The 17,664-nt window shown below is 64.9% G+C and carries 10 protein-coding genes; 8 read left to right on the top strand and 2 right to left on the bottom strand.

All coding sequences use genetic code 11. From position 1 onward, the window contains the following. Nucleotides 1–7: 7 nt before the first annotated feature. On the bottom strand, nucleotides 8–2,374 hold the full coding sequence (locus V7778_RS20640) for a Tex family protein (RefSeq protein ID WP_335558699.1): 2,367 nt from the start codon (nucleotides 2,372–2,374) through the stop codon (nucleotides 8–10). A gap of 272 nt (nucleotides 2,375–2,646) precedes the next feature. Here V7778_RS20640 and V7778_RS20645 point away from each other — a divergent pair, with 272 nt between their 5' ends. Further along, nucleotides 2,647–5,760 (top strand): DEAD/DEAH box helicase, encoded by a 3,114-nt coding sequence (locus V7778_RS20645; RefSeq protein ID WP_335558702.1) that lies wholly within the window; start codon nucleotides 2,647–2,649, stop codon nucleotides 5,758–5,760. Nucleotides 5,761–5,930: 170 nt separating this feature from the next. Here the strand turns inward: V7778_RS20645 and V7778_RS20650 are convergent, their stop codons facing one another. Beyond that, nucleotides 5,931–6,179 (bottom strand): DUF3297 family protein, encoded by a 249-nt coding sequence (locus V7778_RS20650; protein ID WP_211522920.1) that lies wholly within the window; start codon nucleotides 6,177–6,179, stop codon nucleotides 5,931–5,933. A 156-nt stretch (nucleotides 6,180–6,335) separates the two neighbouring features. Here V7778_RS20650 and V7778_RS20655 point away from each other — a divergent pair, with 156 nt between their 5' ends. The 7 genes from V7778_RS20655 (at nucleotide 6,336) to mlaE (ending at nucleotide 17,660) form a co-directional block, all read left to right on the top strand. Then, on the top strand, nucleotides 6,336–7,526 hold the full coding sequence (locus V7778_RS20655) for a sensor histidine kinase (RefSeq protein WP_335558705.1): 1,191 nt from the start codon (nucleotides 6,336–6,338) through the stop codon (nucleotides 7,524–7,526). Then, on the top strand, nucleotides 7,523–8,203 hold the full coding sequence (locus V7778_RS20660) for a response regulator transcription factor (RefSeq protein WP_335558707.1): 681 nt from the start codon (nucleotides 7,523–7,525) through the stop codon (nucleotides 8,201–8,203). The genes V7778_RS20655 and V7778_RS20660 overlap by 4 nt, the downstream gene beginning before the upstream one ends. A gap of 290 nt (nucleotides 8,204–8,493) precedes the next feature. Further along, entirely contained in the window at nucleotides 8,494–9,204 is a 711-nt protein-coding gene (locus tag V7778_RS20665) for a transposase (RefSeq protein WP_335558710.1), read from the top strand. Between the two features lie 250 nt (nucleotides 9,205–9,454). Next, nucleotides 9,455–14,176 carry a glutamate synthase-related protein gene (locus V7778_RS20670; protein ID WP_335558713.1) on the top strand — a complete coding sequence of 1,574 codons (4,722 nt, stop codon included), beginning with the start codon at nucleotides 9,455–9,457 and terminating at the stop codon, nucleotides 14,174–14,176. A gap of 91 nt (nucleotides 14,177–14,267) precedes the next feature. Continuing rightward, on the top strand, nucleotides 14,268–15,731 hold the full coding sequence (locus V7778_RS20675) for a glutamate synthase subunit beta (protein WP_335558716.1): 1,464 nt from the start codon (nucleotides 14,268–14,270) through the stop codon (nucleotides 15,729–15,731). A gap of 346 nt (nucleotides 15,732–16,077) precedes the next feature. After that, entirely contained in the window at nucleotides 16,078–16,881 is an 804-nt protein-coding gene (locus V7778_RS20680; RefSeq protein WP_335558718.1) for an ABC transporter ATP-binding protein, read from the top strand. Next, complete coding sequence (gene mlaE, locus V7778_RS20685; RefSeq protein WP_335558720.1) at nucleotides 16,878–17,660, top strand: lipid asymmetry maintenance ABC transporter permease subunit MlaE; 783 nt, start codon at nucleotides 16,878–16,880, stop codon at nucleotides 17,658–17,660. Before V7778_RS20680 ends, mlaE begins: the two co-directional genes overlap by 4 nt. Nucleotides 17,661–17,664 lie beyond the last annotated feature (4 nt).

Consider the following 17,664-nt stretch of genomic DNA (forward strand, 5'->3'; position numbering starts at 1 on the left):
CGCTTCCTTATTTGCGCAGCTTGGCGAAAGCCGCCGCCATCGCATTGCCGGACGGCGGCGCGCCGCCGCCTCCTTCACGCTGCTGGCGCTGCTGGTGCTGGGCCAGGCGCTTGCCGTCGTTGCGGTCGCCACGCTGCTCCGGACGCGCACCTGCCTGCGGCGCGCTGTCGCTCAGGCGCATGGTGAGGGCGATGCGCTTGCGCTTGGCGTCCACTTCCAGCACCTTGACCTTCACCACCTGGCCGGCCTTCACCACCGTATGCGGGTCCTTGACGAAGGTGTTCGACAGCGCCGAGATGTGCACCAGGCCGTCCTGGTGCACGCCGATGTCCACAAACGCGCCGAAAGCCGCCACGTTAGTCACCACGCCTTCCAGGATCATGTCCGGACGCAGGTCGCTGATCTCTTCCACGCCTTCCTTGAAGGTGGCGGTGGTGAATTCCGGACGCGGGTCGCGTCCCGGCTTTTCCAGTTCCTTCAGGATGTCGGTCACGGTCGGCACGCCGAACTTCTCGTCCGCGTACTTTGCCGGGTTCAGGCTCTTGATCAGCGCCGCATCGCCGATCACCGCCTTCATGTCGCGCTTGATGTCAGCCAGGATTTTTTCCACGACCGGATAGGATTCCGGGTGCACGGCCGAGGCGTCGAGCGGGTTGTCGCCGCCCATCACGCGCAGGAAGCCGGCCGCCTGCTCGAAGGTCTTGTCGCCCAGGCGCGGCACTGCTTTCAGCGCCGCGCGCGAGGCAAAAGCGCCTTTCATGTCGCGGTAGGTGACGATGCTCTGCGCCACGCTGGACGACAGGCCCGAGACGCGCGCCAGCAGCGGGGCCGAGGCGGTATTCACGTCCACGCCGACCGCGTTCACGCAATCCTCGACCACCGCGTCGAGCGAGCGCGCGAGCTGGGTCTGCGACACATCGTGCTGGTACTGGCCGACGCCGATGGATTTCGGATCGATCTTCACCAGTTCCGCCAGCGGATCCTGCAGGCGGCGCGCGATCGACACCGCGCCGCGCAGCGACACGTCCAATTCCGGCAGTTCGCGCGAGGCGAATTCCGAGGCCGAGTACACCGAGGCGCCGGCTTCCGACACCACGATCTTCTGGAGCTTGAGCTCCGGATGCTGCTTGATCAGGTCCTGGGCCAGCTTGTCGGTTTCGCGCGAGGCGGTGCCGTTGCCGATCGATACCAGGGACACCTTATGTTTGGCCGCCAGCTGGCCCAGTACGTGCAGGGCGCCGTCCCAGTCGTTGCGCGGCTGGTGCGGGTAGACGGTGGCGGTGTCGACCACCTTGCCGGTGGCGTCCACCACGGCGACCTTGACGCCGGTGCGCAGGCCCGGGTCCAGGCCCATGGTGGCGCGCGGGCCGGCCGGCGCCGCCAGCAGGAGCGACTTCAGGTTGCGCGCGAAGACCTGGATCGCGTCCAGTTCGGCCTTTTCGCGCAGGGCGCCCATCAGTTCGGTCTCGATGTACATGAAGCTCTTCACGCGCCAGGTCCAACGCACGGTGTCGAGCAGCCACTTGTCGGCCGGGCGGCCCGCGCCCTTGATGCCGAAGCGCGCGGCGATGCGGCCCTCGCAGGGATTGTGCGGCGCGTCCCACTTTGGTTTTTCCGGTTCCGAATCCAGGCGCAGGACCACGTCCAGCACGCCTTCGCGGCGGCCGCGCATCAGGGCAAGGGCGCGGTGCGAGGGCACGCTGGACAGCGGTTCCGAATAATCGAAGTAGTCGGCGAACTTCTCGCCCTCGTCTTCCTTGCCAGCCACCACCTTGGACTCCACCACCCCGTGCTCCTGCACGTATTCGCGCAGCGACTGCAGCAGCCCGGCGTCTTCGGCGAAGCGCTCCATCAGGATCTGGCGCGCGCCGTCGAGCGCGGCCTTGGTGTCCGGCACGCCGGGATTGGCGCCCCCGTCGGCATTGGTGAAGGCTTCGCGCAGGTAGGCGCCGGCGGCTTCCTCGGGGTGCAGGGAAGGATCGGCCAGCAGGCTGTCGGCCAGCGGCGCCAGGCCGGCCTCGATCGCGATCTGCGCCTTGGTGCGGCGCTTCTGCTTGTAGGGCAGGTAGAGGTCCTCGAGGCGGGTCTTGTCCTCGGCGTGGGTGACGGCGTCGAGCAGCTCCGGGTTCATCTTGTTCTGCTCGGTGATCGAGGCGATGATCGCGGCGCGCCGGTCTTCCAGCTCGCGCAGGTAGCGCAGGCGCTCTTCCAGCAGGCGCAGCTGGATGTCGTCCAGGCCGCCCGTCGCCTCCTTGCGGTAGCGGGCGATGAAGGGGACCGTGGCGCCTTCGTCCAGCAGGGCGACGGCGGCCGCCACCTGGGCTGGTCGGGCGGAGAGTTCGAGGGCGAGGCGTTGTTCGATGGAGGGCAGCATTGGTACCGGGGATTCAGGAAGTCAAGCAGCCAATGATACGCAAACCGGAACGATACACCAGTCTTGACAGCGCCTCGCGAACATGAGAGAACAACCGGTTCTGCATGCAGCACCGGTCGTCGCATCTGTCGTACCGATGCCGCATGAATGAGAATTGTCCGCTACGTGCGATTCCGAACAAAACGGAAGCGTCCGTATGACGGATAATGTTCTTTATTGTCGTTTTGGTTACGCACAGTTTTACGCACAACACGTTAAGTAAACGAGACCCCATGCACACAGTCGATTACCCCCGCGAGAACGCCGGCGATGCAGCACCGGTCCGCGCTCCCGCACGCGCTCCCGCCCTGCCCGCGCCGGTGGTGAGCTGGCTGCAACGGGTCGAGGCGGCTGCGCATCCGCAGCCTAAGCTGACCGCCGAGGTCACGGATCCGAAGGCCGCGCAATACAAGTTCGTGTATGTGATGGCGCCCACCAGCGGCGGGCGCCACGTCGCCATCTGCCTGTGCAAGGCGCGCCTGCGCCCGAACGGCGAGGTGGCCGCGGCCAGCCCGGTGAGCGAGGTGTTCTCGCTGCTGTCGGCGCCGCCCGCCTACCTCGAAGGCGACGACGTCGACCTGGTGCGCTTCTTCATCGCGATGCGCAGCGGCTCCTCGCAGGGCACCAGCGCCACCGAGCCCAAGGGCAAGGTCGGCGCCATCCTGCTGCAGATGCTGCTCGAGCAGGGCAAGCTGCTGTGGGCGAACTCGTGGTCCGACATGGCCAACGGCCTGGTCTACCCGCTGCAGGCCGGTCCGGTGCGCAAGGCGAATCTCGCCTGGCGCGACGAAGGCCGCGTGGCCAAGCTGGGCTGGTCGGTGGAGCCGGCCAAGGGCGCTACCCACAGCGCCGCCGACCAGATCGACTACATGCTGCCGACCGACCCGCCGTGGTACATCGACAACCTGTCCTGCGGCGCGCTCGACCTCAACCGCGGCGGCATCGACATCTCGCTGGCCGAACTGCAGGCGCTGGTGGCCCAGGCCCCGGCCCTCACCGGCAACGACAAGAAACGCGTCTCGCAGCTGCTGCTGGCGCACGGGCTGCAGCAGCTGATGCCGCTGCCGCAGCCGCTCACCCAGCGCCTGCGCAATGACGTCAAGCCCATCCCCCACCTGCTGCTCGATTCGGTGCAGCTGGCCGACGGCGGCGTGGCGCGCTGGATCGATTTCGCCGTGCTGGCCTACGACTACGACGGCCAGCGCGTGTCCTTCGACCCCTCGCAGCGCGTGGTGCGCCAGATCGGCGACCTCACCGAGATCATCGAACGCGATCCCAAGGCCGAAAGCGCCGCGCTCGCGAAATTGAACGAACTGGGCTTCCGCAAGCCGGCCACCGCACCCTTCAACGCCATGGCCGGCGCGATCCAGCTCGAAAGCCAGGCGCACTGGCTGCGCTTCGCCGAGACCGACCTGGATGCGCTGTCCGACGCCGGCTGGCACGTGCAGAAGTCCGCCAAGTACCGCTACGACGTGGTGCCGGTCGAAGACTGGTATGCCGACATCGACGAGCCCGAGGAAGCGGGCAATGCCTGGTTCGAACTGGAACTGGGGATCGTGGTCAACCGCAAGCGCGTGCCGCTGCTGCCGGTGCTGGTGCAGCTGATCCGCAGCGCGCCGGCCGACTTCGACCCGGCCGTGCTGGCCGCGCATGCCGAAGCCGACCAGATGCTGGCCGTGCTGCCGGAAGGCGTGCGCGTGGCGCTGCCCTGGGGCCGCCTCAAGCCCATCCTGGCCACCCTGGGCGAGCTGTATTTCAACGACAAGATCAAGCAGCGCGTGCGCCTGTCGACGCTCGACGCGGCGCGCCTGGAAGAACTGGCGCGCGGCCTCGAGCTGCGCTGGACCGGCGGCGAGCAGCTGCGCGAGACCGGCCGCAAGCTGAGCCAGTTCGGCTCCGTCAAAAAGGTGCAGGCGCCGAAAGGCCTGCAGGCCACCCTGCGCGACTACCAGCTCGACGGCTTGTCCTGGATGCAGTTCCTGCGCGAGTACGACCTGGGCGGCATCCTGGCCGACGACATGGGTCTCGGTAAAACCGTCCAGACCCTGGCCCACATCCTCACCGAGAAGGAAGCCGGCCGCCTGACCAGCCCGGCCCTGGTGATCGCGCCGACCAGCCTGATGGGCAACTGGCAGGACGAAGCCGCGCGCTTCGCGCCCAGCCTCAAGGTGCTGCTCCTGCAGGGCAAGGAACGGGTCGACCTGTTCGACCAGATCGACAAGGCCGACATCGTGCTGACCACCTACGCGCTGCTGCCGCGCGACGAGGAACAGCTGCGCGAGCACCACTATCACCTGGTGATCCTGGACGAATCGCACTACATCAAGAACACCCGCTCCAAGGCGGCGCAGACGGCCGGTTCGCTCAACGCCCGCCACCGTCTCTGCCTGTCGGGCACCCCGCTCGAGAACCACCTGGGCGAGCTGTGGTCGCAGTTCCACTTCTTGCTGCCCGGCCTGCTGGGCGACGAGAAGGGCTTCAATACCCAGTTCCGCCACCCGATCGAGCGCCAGGACGATCCGGTGCGCCGCATGCTCCTGAACCGCCGCATCCGTCCCTTCCTGCTGCGCCGGACCAAGGACAACGTGGCCAAGGAACTGCCCCAGAAGACCGAGATGGTGCGCCGTATCGAACTGTCCGGCCCCCAGCGCGACCTGTACGAGACGGTGCGCCTGGCGATGGACAAGAAGGTGCGCGAGGAGATCGACCGCAAGGGCGTGGCGCGCAGCCAGATCGTCATCCTCGAAGCGCTGCTCAAGCTGCGCCAGGTCTGCTGCGACCCGCGCCTGGTGAAGTCGATGCCGGCCAAGAAGAATACGGCGGCGGTGTCGGCCAAACTCACGGACCTGATGCAGATGGTCGAGGACCTGCTGCAGGAAGGCCGCAAGATCCTGGTGTTCTCGCAGTTCACCAGCATGCTCGGCCTGATCGAGGAAGAACTCGACGCCCGCGACATCCCCTACGCCATCCTCACCGGCGAAACGCGCGACCGCTCGGCCCAGGTGGCCGCCTTCCAGCAGGGCGCCGTGCCGATCTTCCTGATCAGCCTGAAGGCCGGCGGCGTGGGCCTGAACCTGACCGCGGCCGACACCGTGATCCACTACGACCCGTGGTGGAACCCGGCAGCCGAGAACCAGGCCACCGACCGCGCCTGGCGCATCGGGCAGGACAAGCCGGTGTTTGTCTATAAATTGATCGCCAAGGGCACGCTGGAAGAAAAGATCCAGCAGCTGCAGCAGAAGAAGTCGGAGCTGGCGGCGTCGATCCTGGCGGAAGGCGAATCGCAGAAGATGGCGCTGACGCAGGAGGACCTGCAGGCGATCTTTGCGCCGCTGGACGAGCAGTAGGCGGACGAAGACAAAAGAATGGCGGGCTTTGGGTCCGCCATTCTTTTGTTCGATGTTGTGGTCTGCGAAAAAACTTAGGTTCCCGCGAAGGCGGGAACCCAAGTTTGCCGGCACACCACCAACAATAAAAAAGGCCGCCGAAGCAGCCTTTGGTATGTAGAGAGAAGTAGTTACTTGTAAAAAGCCTCGACCTTGCCCTTGAGCTTGATCAGCATCGGCTTGCCCTTGCGATCGAGCGTCTTGCCGGCAGCGACCTTGATCCAGCCTTCGCTGAGGCAGTATTCCTCGACATCATGGCGATCCTTGTCGTTGAAGCGGATGCCGATCTCGCGCTGGAACACGTCCGGGTTGTGGAAAGGGCTGCTCGGGTCGATCGAGAGCCGGTCTGGGAGTGGGGGGAGGGTTGCGGTATCGTTCATAGTGGGCGAATTATCGCGCAAGTCCCCGCTCCGTGGCGCATTTGTTCGCAGAATCTGCGCGTCGAATATTCTTCGACAGGTGTTGCCGTGCAAATAATGAATGCGGACGATATACTGGCACGCAAGCATGTTCAACGCCTCGAACCGAAAGCCTTGATGAATTTCACCCATGACACCACCGACGCCGCAGCACAGCCCGACGTCGGGGTGTCGGCCGGACAGTTCCGCACCATGGCCGAACTGGGCGGCGACATCGCATTCAGCATCGCGCTGCCCGGCTTCCAGCTGCGCTATCTCAGCCCCGCGTTCACCACGCTGCTCGGCCACGACGCGGACGCGCTGCGCGAGTCGCTGGCGGCCCCTGGCGCCGGCGGTCCGCTGGCGGTGCTGGCGGCCTGCCTGCGCGAAGTGGCGGGCGCCGCACCCGGCGAACGGCGCTCGACCGAGCTCGACGTTCCAGACGCCGGCGGCCGTCCGCTGCCGCTGGAAGTCCTGAGCATCGTCCCCACCGAAACGCCGGCGACCCTGGTCGGCCTGCTGCGCGACCTGTCGCCGCGCCGCGCCCAGCAGGCCGAGCAGAAGCGCTTCGCCAGCATGCTCAACCACGAATTCCGCACGCCGCTGGCCACCATCGACGGCGCCATCCAGCGCCTGGAAGCCACGGCGGTCAACGCCGACGAGCCCACGCGCCAGCGCTACCGCAAGATCGGCGCCGCCGTCGACCGCCTGATCGGGATGCTGGATGAATACCTGTCGCCGGACCGCATGGCGGCCCTCGGCAAGGCGCGCCAGGCCAACACGATGGCGGTCAACGAGCTGGTCGAGGCCGCGGCCGCCCAGGTGCGCGCCGCCGGCCGCGAAGCGCGCGTCGACACCGGCGCCCACGCCTTCCAGCTGCGCGGCGAGCCGGCCGGCCTGCGGCTGGCGCTGAAGGTCCTGGTCGACAATGCGCTGGCCTTCTCGCCGCCGGGCACGCCGGTGGCGCTGGCGGTGCGTCCCGCCGCAGGCGGCGTCGAGATCGCCGTGCGCGACGAGGGCGGTGGTATTCCGCCCGAGGACGCCGCCTTCATTTTCGACAAGGGCTATCGCGGCAGCAATGCGGCGGACCTGCCGGGCAGCGGCCTCGGCTTATATATGGCGCGCTCCATCCTCGACGTCCATGGCGGCAGTGTGCTGCTGGCGCCGGCCAGGGAGGGCGAGAAAGCCACTGAATTCCGTCTCTGGCTGCCGTCGAGTGAGGATTCAGGGCAACAACAGCTTGCCTCAGGGAGTTCCAGCAGTGATAATCGGTCCCGCGCTCCGGATCTGGACGCAAGGCAAGATACGAATAACATGGCCAACCCATGACGCAGATATTGATTGTTGAAGACAATGGCGAGTACGCCGACGACATGGCCGAGTTCCTGCGGGAGCTCGACCATGAGGTCACGATCGCCAGGACCGCCAGCGAGATGTGGGCCGCCCTGACGCGCACCCCGGCCGCCGTGGTGGTGCTCGACCTCGGCCTGCCGGACGAGGACGGCTTCAACGTGATCCCCCGCATGCGCCAGCTGTACCCGGAAATCGGGCTGCTGGTCCTGACCGGCCGCGTGGCCTTCGACAACCGCATCCTCGGCCTGCGCCTGGGCGCCGACCATTATCTGACCAAGCCGATCAAGTTCCCGGAACTGGCCGCCCACATCGAAGCCCTGGACCGCCGCGTGCGTCCTCAGGACCCTGCGCCGACCCCGAGCAAATGGACCCTGCGCGTGAGCGCGCGCCAGCTCGAGCTGATGGGCAAGGTGATCGACCTGACCGAAAAAGAGTGCAATTTCCTGCACCTGCTGACGATCAATACCCGTCCCGTCCCGCGCCACGTGATCGTGGCCGGCATGGGGGGCGAGGATCCGGACGCCAGCCGGCGGGTGGACATGCTGGTCTACCGCCTGCGCAAGAAGGCGCGTTCCGGCCTCGGCCAGGACCTGCCGCTGCGCAGCGCCTACGGCGAAGGCTACAGCCTCTCCGCCGGCTTCACGCTGGCCTGATCCGCAAGGGGACCCGATGGTCCCCTTTCTTACAATGAGGGTCAGAGTAGAATTATTGGCCAATATCCACCCGGATAATGAGGGTCAGAGTCGATTTATTGGCCAATATCCCCAGCGATCTGAACCTCAGGCCAGGATTTGCCCTAAATAGGGACAGAGTCAATTGATTTTTGGCCTTGGTTCGTAATAAATGGGGACAGAGTCCACGGTTTTCAGCAGTGGCTTGCGATTAATAAGGGACAGAGTCGATTTCTCAGGTAAAATGCCTGCTCATCGTTTGAGCAGATGCCATGGCACGCCTTCCCCGACTCATCGTTCCAAACCAGCCCTATCACGTCATCCAGCGTGGCAATAACCGCCAGCCCATTTTCCGCGAAGAGGCGGACTACCAGCGTTTCCTGGCCTGGCTGAAGGAGACCGCCCGCTTCTACGAGGTGGCGATCCATGCCTATGTGCTGATGCCGAACCACCTGCACCTGCTCGCCACGCCCTCGAACGATACCGGCCTGGCCCAGATGATGCAAAAGGTCGGCCGCTTCTATGTCCCCTGGTTCAACAACAAGTACGAGCGCACCGGCAGCCTGTTCGAAGGACGCTTCCGTACCTCGCTGATCGATACCGAACGCTATTTCCTGGTGTGCAGCCGCTACATCGAGCTCAATCCGGTACGCGCCCAACTGGTGAACGCCCCCGCCGACTACCCCTGGTCCAGCTATATCCACCATGCCGGCCTGCGTCCTGACAGCATCGTCACCGAGCATTCGCTCTACTGGGGGCTGGGCAATACGCCCTTCCAGCGCGAGGCGGCCTACATGGCGCTGGTGGAGCAGGGCATGTCCCAGCAAGAGGTCGATTTCGTCACCACCTCGGTCATGAAGAACGCGCCGCTGGGTTCGGACACCTTCAAGGCCGAGCTCGAGCGCAAAACCAGGCGCCAGATCCTGCCGGCCAAGCGCGGACGCCCTTTCCGCGAGCCGATTCCGCCTCTTCCGCAGCCCTGAGCAGCACATTCCCCTCCTGACGGCACGGTTATCCGTGCCGTTTTCTTCTTATTTTTCCATTTTAAATCAAGCGCTTGCAGCATGAAAGCCAGATCCTCCGCGCTTTCCATTCACTCTGTCCCCAATTAATTCGTTTATCAAAAAGTTGTCAAACAATTCGACTCTGACCCTAATTATTGTTGTTGCCGATTCTGCTGCATTGCACTATTCTCGATTTAAATACCCCTACCAAAGCTGTGGAGAAAGCCCCATGATTGCCCAAGGTTTGTACGATCCCGCCAATGAACACGACGCTTGCGGCGTCGGTTTCATCGCCCATATCAAGGGCAACAAGAGCCATTCGATCATCGAGCAAGGCTTGCTGATCCTGAAGAACCTGGACCACCGGGGTGCCGTCGGCGCCGATGCCCTGATGGGCGACGGCGCGGGCATCCTGATCCAGATTCCGGACCAGTACTACCGCGACGAGATGGCCAAGCAGGGCGTGGAACTGCCGCCGCCGGGCGAATATGGCGTGGGCATGGTCTTCCTGCCGAAGGAACACGCCTCGCGCATCGCCTGTGAACAGGAGATCGAGCGCGCGGTGCGCATCGAAGGCCAGGTCGTGCTGGGCTGGCGCAACGTGCCGGTCGACGAGACCATGCCGATGTCGCCCTTCGTCAAGGCCAAGGAGCCGGTGATCCGCCAGATCTTCATCGGCCGCGGCCCGGACATCATGGTCACCGACGCGCTGGAACGTAAGCTCTACGTGATCCGCAAGTCTTCCGGTCACGCGATCCAGGCGCTCAAGCTCCTGCACGGCAAGGAATTCTTCGTGCCCTCGATGTCGGCGCGCACCATCGTGTACAAGGGCCTGCTGCTGGCCGACCAGGTCGGCGTCTATTACAAGGACCTGCAGGACCCGCGCTGTATCTCGGCCCTGGCCCTGGTGCACCAGCGCTTCTCCACCAATACCTTCCCGGAATGGCCGCTGGCCCACCCCTACCGCCTGATCGCGCACAACGGCGAGATCAACACCGTAAAGGGCAACTTCAACTGGACCCGCGCCCGCGAAGGCATGCTCAAGTCGGCCGTGCTGGGCGAGGACCTGAACAAGCTGTTCCCGCTGATCTACGAAGGCCAGTCCGACACCGCCTGCTTCGACAACGCGCTCGAACTGCTGGTGATGGCCGGCTATCCGGTCGCCCAGGCGATGATGATGATGATCCCGGAAGCCTGGGAAAACCATACGTCGATGGACGATAACCGCCGCGCCTTCTACGAATACCACGCCGCGATGATGGAACCCTGGGACGGCCCGGCCGCCATGGCCTTCACCGACGGCCGCCACATCGGCGGCACCCTGGACCGCAACGGCCTGCGCCCGGCGCGCTATGTCGTCACCGAGGACGACCTGGTGGTCATGGCTTCCGAATCCGGCGTGCTGCCGATCCCCGAATCGCGCATCGTCAAGAAATGGCGCCTCCAGCCGGGCAAGATGTTCCTGATCGACCTCGAAGCCGGCCGCATCATCGACGACAAGGAGCTGAAGGACACCTACTCCAACGCCAAGCCCTATAAAGCCTGGATCAAGTCGGTGCGCATCAAGCTCAACGAGATCAAGCTGTCCGAATCGCAGCTGGCCCTGCACCGCGCCAAGGACGGCGCCGCCCAGGGCGAGAAGCCCGCGCTCACCCTGCTGGACCGCCAGCAGGCCTTCGGCTATACCCAGGAAGACCTGAAATTCCTGATGGCGCCGATGGCCGTGCTGGCCGAGGAAGCCACGGGTTCGATGGGCAACGATTCGCCCCTGGCGGTCACCTCGAACAAGCTCAAGCCGCTGTACAACTACTTCAAGCAGCTGTTCGCCCAGGTCACCAACCCGCCGATCGACCCGATCCGCGAAAGCATGGTGATGTCGCTGGTCTCCTTCATCGGTCCCAAGCCGAACCTGCTGGACACCAACAACGTCAACCCGCCGATGCGCCTCGAGGTGTCGCAGCCGATCCTGAACTTCGACGACATGGCGCGCCTGCGCCACATCAGCCAGCACACCGGCGGCAAGTTCAAGTCGTATGAGCTGAACATCTGCTACCCGATTGCCTGGGGCAAGGAAGGCATCGAGGCCTCGATCGCCTCGCTGTGCGCCGAAGCCGTCGACGCGGTCAAGTCGGGCCATAACATCCTGATCGTCTCGGACCGCCGCCTGTCGCCGGACATGGTCGCGATCCCTGCGCTGCTGGCCACTTCCAGCATCCACCAGCACCTGGTGGGCCGCGGCCTGCGCGCCTCCACCGGCCTGGTCGTCGAAACCGGCTCGGCCCGCGAAACCCACCACTTCGCCCTGCTGGCCGGCTACGGCGCCGAAGCCGTGCACCCCTACCTGGCCCTGGAAACCCTGGCCGACCTGGCGCATGGCCTGCCGCACGAGATGTCGGCGGACACCGCCATCTACAACTACATCAAGGCGACCGGCAAGGGCCTGATGAAGGTGATGTCCAAGATGGGCATCTCCACCTACATGTCCTACTGCGGCGCCCAGATCTTCGAAGCGATCGGCCTGAACAAGTCGCTGGTCGACAAGTACTTCAAGGGCACCTCGTCGACCGTGGAAGGCATCGGCCTGTTCGAAGTGGCCGAGGAAGCGCTGCGCCTGCATGCCCTGGCCTTCGGCAACGACCCGGTGCTGGCCAATGCGCTGGACGTGGGCGGCGAATACGCCTACCGCGTGCGCGGCGAGGACCACCTGTGGACCCCGGACGCGATCGCCAAGCTGCAGCACTCGACCCGCTCGAACAGCTTCAGCACCTATAAGGAATACGCGCAGCTGATCAACGACCAGACGCGCCGCCACCTGACCCTGCGCGGCCTGTTCGAGTTCAAGATCGACCCGAGCAAGGCGATCCCGCTCGAGGAAGTGGAGCCGGCCAAGGACATCGTCAAGCGCTTCGCCACCGGTGCCATGTCGCTCGGCTCGATCTCGACCGAAGCCCACGCGACGCTCGCGATCGCGATGAACCGCATCGGCGGCAAGAGCAATACCGGCGAAGGCGGCGAGGATCCGGCGCGCTACATGAACGAGTTCAAGGGCATCAAGATCAGCAAGGGCGAGACCCTGGCCTCGATCCTGGGTTCGGACCGTGTCGTGGCCGACATCCCGCTGGAAGAGGGCGACTCGCTGCGCTCCAAGATCAAGCAGGTCGCCTCGGGCCGCTTCGGCGTCACCGCCGAGTACCTGAACTCGGCCGACCAGATCCAGATCAAGATGGCGCAGGGCGCCAAGCCGGGCGAAGGCGGCCAGCTGCCGGGCCATAAAGTGTCCGAGTACATCGCATCCTTGCGCTTCTCGGTGCCGGGCGTGGGCCTGATCTCGCCGCCGCCGCACCACGACATCTACTCGATCGAAGACCTGGCGCAGCTGATCCACGACCTCAAGAACGCCAACCCGCGCGCATCGATCTCGGTCAAGCTGGTGTCGGAAGTCGGCATCGGCACGGTGGCCGCGGGCGTCTCGAAAGCCAAGGCCGACCACCTGGTGGTGGCGGGCCATGACGGCGGCACCGGCGCTTCGCCGCTGTCCTCGGTCAAGCATGCCGGCACCCCATGGGAGCTGGGTCTCGCAGAGACCCAGCAGACTTTGGTGCTGAACGGACTGCGCAGCCGAATTCGGGTTCAAGCAGATGGCCAGATGCGCACCGGCCGCGACGTCGTGATCGCCGCCATGCTGGGCGCCGACGAAGTCGGTTTCGCCACCGCGCCGCTGGTGGTGGAAGGCTGCATCATGATGCGCAAGTGCCACCTGAACACCTGCCCGGTGGGCGTGGCGACGCAAGACCCGGTCCTGCGCGCCAAGTTCCAGGGCAAGCCGGAACACGTGGTGAACTACTTCTTCTTCGTCGCCGAAGAAGCGCGCCAGCTGATGGCGCAACTGGGCATCCGCACCTACGACGAACTGATCGGCCGGGCCGACCTGCTGGACAAGTCGAAAGCCATCGGCCACTGGAAGGCGCAGGGCCTGGACTTCTCGAACATCTTCTACCAGCCGAAGACCGATTCGCGCACCCAGCTCTTCCACACCGGCGAGCAGGACCACGGCCTGGACAAGGCCCTGGACCACAAGCTGATCGCCCAGGCCAAGGCGGCGCTGGAGAAGGGCGAGCGCGTCTCCTTCATCTCGCCGGTCAAGAACGTCAACCGCACCGTCGGCGCCATGCTGTCGGGCGAAGTGGCCAAGCGCTACGGCCATGCCGGCCTGCCGGACGACACCATCCACATCCAGCTGCAGGGCACCGCGGGCCAGTCGGCCGCGGCCTTTCTGGCGGCCGGCATCACCATGGACCTGGTCGGCGAAGGCAACGACTACGTGGGCAAGGGCCTGTCGGGCGGCCGCATCATCGTGCGTCCGAACACCGAGTTCCGCGGCTGGGCGGTGGACAACATCATCGTCGGCAATACCGTGATGTACGGCGCGATTGCCGGTGAAGCCTTCTTTAACGGCGTGGCCGGCGAGCGCTTCGCGGTGCGTAACTCGGGCGCCACCGCCGTGGTGGAAGGCTGCGGCGACCACGGCTGCGAATACATGACCGGCGGTACCGTGGTGGTGCTGGGCGAGACCGGCCGCAACTTTGCGGCGGGCATGTCGGGCGGCGTGGCCTTTGTCTACGATCCGAAAGGCGAGTTCGAGGGCAAGTGCAATACCGCGATGGTGAACCTGGAGCCGGTGCTGCCGTCCAAGCAGCAAGCCGACAAGGCGGGCTGGCACAGCCAGACCCGCGACGGCGAGCGCGAATCGGACGAAACCATCCTGCGCCGCCTGATCGAACGCCACTTCAAGCACACGGGTTCCACCCGCGCGCGCAACCTGCTCGACGACTGGGCCAACAGCCGCACCAAGTTCGTCAAGGTCTTCCCGACCGACTACAAGCGGGCGCTCGAGGAAATGCACAACTCGAGCATGGAAGAGGCGAACGACAAGATCGAGATGGCTGCTTAACCACCACACTTCAACAACGTCATCCCCGCCATCGCGGGGATGACGGGTGGTGTTGGTTGACGCTACAGCTGAATATATAGAGGAAAACAACGTGGGCAAAATTACCGGCTTCATGGAATTCGAACGGCAGGAAGAGGGCCACCTCGAGCCGACCGATCGCGTCAAGAACTACAAGGAATTCGTCGTCACCCTGACCGACGGCCAGGCCAAGGTGCAGGGCGCGCGCTGCATGGATTGCGGCATCCCCTTCTGCAACACGGGCTGCCCGGTCAACAACATGATCCCGGACTGGAACGACCTGATTTATCACGGCAACTACCGCCAGGCCGTCGAGAACCTCCACTCGACCAACAACTTCCCCGAAGTGACCGGCCGCATCTGCCCGGCGCCCTGTGAAGCCGCCTGTACCCTGGGCATCAACAACGAGCCGGTCGGCATCAAGTCGATCGAGCGCAAGATCGCCGACAGCGGCTGGGAGCACGGCTGGATCGTGCCCCAGCCCCCGGCAATCAAGACCGGCAGGAAGGTCGCCGTGGTCGGCTCCGGCCCCGCCGGCCTGGCCGCGGCCCAGCAGCTGGCGCGCGCCGGCCACGACGTGACCGTGTTCGAGAAAAGCGACCGCCTGGGCGGCCTGCTGCGCTACGGGATCCCCGACTTCAAGATGGAGAAGGACCTGATCGACCGCAGGATTGAACAAATGCGCGAGGAGGGAGTGCAGTTCCGCACCAGCGTCCTGATCGGCAAGGATTTCCCGGCCACCGTCAGCAACATGGCGCGTGACACCATCTTCCCGGAAGACCTGGAGAAGGACTTCGACGCCGTGGTCCTGGCCGGCGGCGCGGAACAGCCGCGCGACCTGCCGGTCCCGGGCCGCCAGCTCAAGGGCGTGCACTTTGCGATGGAATTCCTGCCGCAGCAGAACCGCGTCAACGCGGGCGACAAGCTGAAGGACCAGATCAAGGCCACGGGCAAGCACGTGATCGTGATCGGCGGCGGCGATACCGGTTCCGACTGCGTCGGCACCTCGAACCGCCACGGCGCGGCCTCGGTCACCCAGTTCGAGCTGATGCCCATGCCGCCGGAGCAGGAAAACAAGCCCCTCGTCTGGCCCTATTGGCCGACCCGCCTGCGCACCTCGTCCTCGCACGAGGAAGGCTGCCAGCGCGACTGGGCGGTGGCCACCAAGCGCCTCGAAGGCAAGGGCGGCAAGGTCGAGAAGCTGGTCGCCTGCCGCGTCGAATGGAAGGACGGCAAGATGGTCGAAGTGCCGGATTCGGAATTCGAGATGAAGGCCGACCTGGTGTTCCTGGCCATGGGCTTCGTCTCGCCGGTGCAGCAGGTGCTGGACGCCTTCGGTGTGCAGAAGGACGCCCGCGGCAATGCGCGCGCCACCACCGACGGCGACGGCTGCTACCAGACCTCGTCGCCGAAGATCTTCGCCGCCGGCGACATGCGCCGCGGCCAGTCGCTGGTGGTGTGGGCGATCCGCGAAGGCCGCCAGTGCGCACGCGCGGTCGATGAATACCTGATGGGCAGCTCGGTCTTGCCGCGCTGAGCTGTTTGTTTTTGCGTCTTGGGCGGCCTCGCGGCCGCCTTTTTTTTATGCAAATTTGCTTTGCTGCTGTGCAGCATGCCGCGCCGTCTCTGACCCTTTGGTCAGTCATTCCCACCACCCGTGAGGGTAGTTTCTTATGGGCACTTGTTGATATTATTCAACAAACTGCAATATTAATAGACATACATATGTCTTCAAAAACAATTACTTACGAGAGAAAATTAATGACTCGTGGGTTATTTGTGTTGTAATTGCACGTCGATGCGCCACCAGGATCCGGGGTGCTGCCAGCAGGGATTGCCCTTTCTGCACTACAATACCGGATTCCCAAAAATTTCATAACGCTGTGTCGAACCTAGTCGAAATCCGCGATCTGCACTTTGCGTACGGAGAGCGTTCCATCCTGTCGAACCTCCGCATGGACTTCCCACGCGGTAAGCTCGTTGCCGTCATGGGCGGCTCGGGCTGCGGCAAGACCACCGTGCTGCGCCTGATCGGCGGCCAGATCCGCCCCCAGCGCGGCGAGGTCCGTGTCGGCGGCGAAGTCGTGCACCAGCTCGACAACGACGGCCTGTACCGCCTGCGCCGCCGCATGGGCATGCTGTTCCAGTTCGGCGCCCTGTTTACCGACCTGTCGGTGTTCGACAACGTGGCCTTCCCGCTGCGCGAGCATACCGACCTGCCGCCGGAACTGATCCGCGACCTGGTCCTGATGAAGCTGAACGCCGTCGGCCTGCGCAATGCGCACAAGCTGAAACCGGCCGAGATCTCGGGCGGCATGGCGCGCCGCGTCGCGGTGGCGCGCGCCGTGGCGCTCGATCCCGAGCTGATCATGTACGACGAGCCCTTCGCCGGCCTCGATCCGATCTCGATGGGCGTGACCGCCAACCTGATCCGCAACCTGAACGACGCCCTCGGTTCGACCTCGATCCTGGTCTCGCACGACGTGCACGAATGCTTCGCCATTGCCGACTATGTGTACTTCATGTCGGCTGGCAAGATCGTGGCCGAAGGCACGCCGGCCGAGCTGCGCGTCTCGGAAGACCCGTACGTGAAGCAGTTCGTCAACGCGGCGCCGGACGGCCCCGTGCCCTTCCACTACCCGGGCAAGTCGCTGGCCGACGACCTGGGCCTGGGAGCGCGCAAATGATCGCCCGTCTCCTGGGAACCATCGGCCGCACGGTGCGCGAAGCCATCGCCAGTCTGGGCTTCGCCACCCGCGCCTTCTTCAATTTGCTGGGCGTGTCGCCGGGCGCCTTCCGCCGCCCGGCCCTGATCTCGGAGCAAGTCCACTTCATCGGCAACTATTCGCTGGTGCTGATCGTCGTGTCCGGCCTGTTCGTCGGCATGGTGCTGGGCCTGCAGGGCTACTACACCCTGAACCAGTACGGCGCCGAGCAGAAGCTGGGCCAGGTGGTGGCGCTGGCGCTGACCCGCGAACTGGGACCGGTGGTGACGGCCCTGCTGTTCGCCGGCCGTGCCGGCACTTCGCTCACGGCCCAGATCGGCCTGATGAAGGCGGGTGAGCAACTTTCCGCCATGGAAATGATGGCGATCAACCCGGTGCAGCGCGTGCTGGCGCCGCGCTTCTGGGCCGGCGTGATCGCCATGCCGGTGCTGGCCGCGGTGTTCTCGGCGGTGGGCGTGCTGGGCGGCTACCTGGTCGGCGTGCAGCTGATCGGCGTGGACGAAGGCGCGTTCTGGTCGCAGATGCAATCCGGCGTCGATGTGCGAGCTGACGTACTGAACGGTGTGCTGAAGAGCTTTATCTTTGGCGTGGCAGTGACCTTTACGGCCTTGTTCCAGGGCTACCAGGCCCAGCCGACGCCGGAAGACGTCTCGCGCGCCACCACGCGCACCGTCGTGATCGCATCGCTGATGGTCTGGGGGCTGGACTTCATCATGACCGCCCTGATGTTCAACAAGTAAAGAA

It is taken from the genome of Massilia sp. DD77 (assembly GCF_036961685.1).
Classification (GTDB): Bacteria; Pseudomonadota; Gammaproteobacteria; order Burkholderiales; family Burkholderiaceae_D; genus Telluria.